The following is a 2,877-nucleotide window of genomic DNA, read 5'->3' as shown; positions in this document are numbered from 1 at the left end:
CATCGAGGCGCGGATGAAGGCGGGCTCCGACGTCGTCATCGTGTCTTCGGGCGCCATCGCCGCGGGCATCGAACCGCTGGGGCTGGCCAAGCGGCCCACCGACCTGGCCACCAAGCAGGCCGCGGCCAGCGTCGGTCAGGTCGCCCTGGTCAACGCCTGGAGCACCGCGTTCGCCCGGTACCAGCGCAGTGTCGGCCAGGTGCTGCTGACCGCGCACGATGTTTCGATGCGGGTGCAGCACAACAACGCTCAGCGCACACTCGACCGGCTGCGCGCGCTGCATGCGGTAGCGATCGTCAACGAGAACGACACGGTGGCCACCAACGAAATCCGGTTCGGCGACAACGACCGGCTCTCGGCTTTGGTGGCGCATCTGGTCGGCGCCGACGCACTGGTGCTGCTGAGCGACATCGACGGCCTCTATGACGCCGACCCGCGGAAGTCCAGCGAAACACATTTCATCCCAGAGGTTTCCGGGCCGGCTGATCTGGAAGGCGTGATCGCAGGACAAAGCAGCCACCTGGGCACCGGTGGGATGGCGTCCAAGGTGTCGTCGGCGCTGTTGGCCGCCGACGCCGGTGTGCCCGTGCTGCTGGCGGCCGCCGCGAATGCCGTGGCGGCGCTGGCGGATGCCTCGGTGGGCACGGTGTTCGCCCCGCGGCCCAACCGCATGTCGGCACGCCGGTTCTGGGTGCGATACGCGGCGGAGTCCGCCGGTGCGTTGACCCTGGACGAAGGTGCGGTGAGTGCTGTTCTGGGCCAACGCCGTTCGCTACTTCCGGCGGGAATCACCGCGCTGTCCGGCCGATTTCACGGCGGTGACGTCGTCGATCTGAACGGGCCGGCCGCCGCACTGGTGGCCCGCGGAGTCGTCGCCTACGACGCAGCCGAGCTGGCCACCATGATCGGCCGGTCGACCTCGGAGCTGCCCGCCGAGTTGCGTCGGCCGGTGGTGCACGCCGACGACTTGGTGGCCGTCTAGCGATTCGGTATGGGCGTCAGATACAATGCGCCCCAGATGATTTCGGTCAGCGTGCTGGCGAGCTCGGCATCATATGTAGCCGGTTCCGTCGGTAGGTTTTGTTGACAGGATCGCTCGACCATCCAGGTAAGCACACTGGCCGTGGTCGCCGCCGGCAGCTCGCGGCGGATTGAGCCATCGGTCTGGCCATCTTCGATAACGCGGGTCAATCGCCCCGTGATAGCGGTCAGCAGATTGCGGTAGGTCGCACCGACCAAGGAGTCATAGGCGGCCATCTCGTTCAGCGCCACCAGCACCGGTTGATGTCGCCGGTAGCTGGCGACGATGGCAGCCATCCCGGCGCGCACGTCATCGGGATCGTGTCGCCACGCCACGCCCCACCAGCGCTCGGCGCTGCCAGCGAGATCCGCGAACACCTGGCCGGCCAGCCGGCGCAGCAGGTGGCCTTTGTCCTCGAAGTAGATGTAGAAACTGGCCCGCGACATCCCCGCCTCGGTGGACAACCGGTCCACGCTGAGCTCGGTGAAGCTCGCGCCGTCACGCATTAGTCGTTCGGTGGCGTCGAGCAGCCGGCGTTCGATGTGCTCGCGCCGCTCCTGCCGCTTGGCTTGCGGCTTGCGGGTGACCGACGGCATAGCACCTCCTATCCCACTGCTGGTCAGAGCGTAGCCGAACGTGCGACATCTTGACTAGACACTATGTCTAGATTTATGGTCGGAGTCGTTCAGACCTTGTGACCGACGTCATAGCCGATGGAGGATTCCGCATGACCGCGACGGCCGCCACCCCCCGCGCCTACGACCCGATCGACTTGTCGTCCCGCGCATTCTGGTCGACCAGCGCCCAGGACCGGGAACAGGCGTTCGCCGAACTTCGGGCCGAACGTCCGGTGAGTTGGCATCCGCCGGTGGAAGACGCGATGCTGCCTGACCCCGATGACCCCGGCTACTGGGCGATCGCCCGCCGCGACGACATCGTCGCTATCAGCCGTGACAACGAGGTGTTCCTGTCCGGCAAGGGGGTGATGTTCGAGAACTTTCCCGTGGAGCTGCTCGAAGCGTCGCAGTCCTTCCTGGCCATGGATCCGCCGCGGCACACCTTCCTGCGCAAGCTGGTCAGCGCCGCATTCACCCCTCGACAGGTCCGGCGCATCGAAGACTCGATCCAGGCGAATGCGAAGGCCATCGTGGAGGAACTCAAAGCCGCTGGTAGCGGCGTAGATTTCGTCGACGTCTGCGCCAAGGAGCTGCCGATTCGCACGCTGTCGGACATGGTCGGCATCCCTGAGTCGGAGCGGCAGAAGCTCGCGCACGCGGCCGATGCCATGGTGTCGTCGGGTGACCCGGAGTACCTCAACGGTCGCCACCCGATGGAGGTGCTGTTCGAGGCGCAGACCTATGTGCACCAGGTCGCCGGGACGCTGGCCGCGGAACGTCGCGAGCACCCGGGTGAGGATCTGTTGAGCGCGCTGGTCAACGCGGAAGTGGACGGCGATCGGTTGTCCGACGCCGACGTCGCCGCCTTCTTCGTGTTGCTCACCGTGGCCGGCAACGACACCACCCGTCAGACCACCACCCACGCGTTGAAGGCCCTCACCGATTACCCCGACCAGCGCGCCTGGCTGCTCGAGGATTTCGAGGCCCGCATCGGCGGGGCGGTCGAGGAGTTCATCCGCTTTGCGACGCCGGTGATGACGTTCCGTCGCACGGCCGCCAGGGATGTCGAGATCGCCGGCCAGCCCATCCACGCCGGCGAGAAGGTCGTGATGTTCTATTCGTCGGGCAACTTCGACACCGCGGTGTTCGAGCACCCCGAGCGCCTCGACCTGAGCCGAAGCCCCAATCCCCACGTCGGCTTCGGCGGTGGCGGCGTGCACTTCTGCATGGGGGCAAACC

Annotated in this window: 3 protein-coding genes; 2 read left to right on the top strand and 1 reads right to left on the bottom strand. The window is 66.6% G+C overall.

The window, feature by feature from the left end; translation table 11 throughout:
- Window positions 1-982: glutamate 5-kinase (gene proB, locus WAO18_RS19565; RefSeq protein WP_422207891.1), on the top strand; the 982-nt coding region annotated here is incomplete at its 5' end.
- On the opposite strand, the gene WAO18_RS19560 is transcribed toward proB, so the two are convergent.
- Complete coding sequence (locus WAO18_RS19560; protein ID WP_422207890.1) at window positions 979-1,617, bottom strand: TetR/AcrR family transcriptional regulator; 639 nt, start codon at window positions 1,615-1,617, stop codon at window positions 979-981. The genes proB and WAO18_RS19560 overlap by 4 nt on opposite strands.
- A 131-nt stretch (window positions 1,618-1,748) precedes the next feature.
- Here WAO18_RS19560 and WAO18_RS19555 point away from each other — a divergent pair.
- Window positions 1,749-2,877 (top strand): cytochrome P450 (locus WAO18_RS19555; protein WP_422207889.1); only part of this gene is annotated, 1,129 nt, incomplete at its 3' end.

Origin of the sequence: Mycobacterium sp., from assembly GCF_049278535.1 — a bacterium.
Lineage (GTDB): Bacteria > Actinomycetota > Actinomycetes > Mycobacteriales > Mycobacteriaceae > Mycobacterium.
Note: the sequence above shows the minus strand (reverse complement) of the source record. Positions and strands in the feature narration are given on the sequence as shown.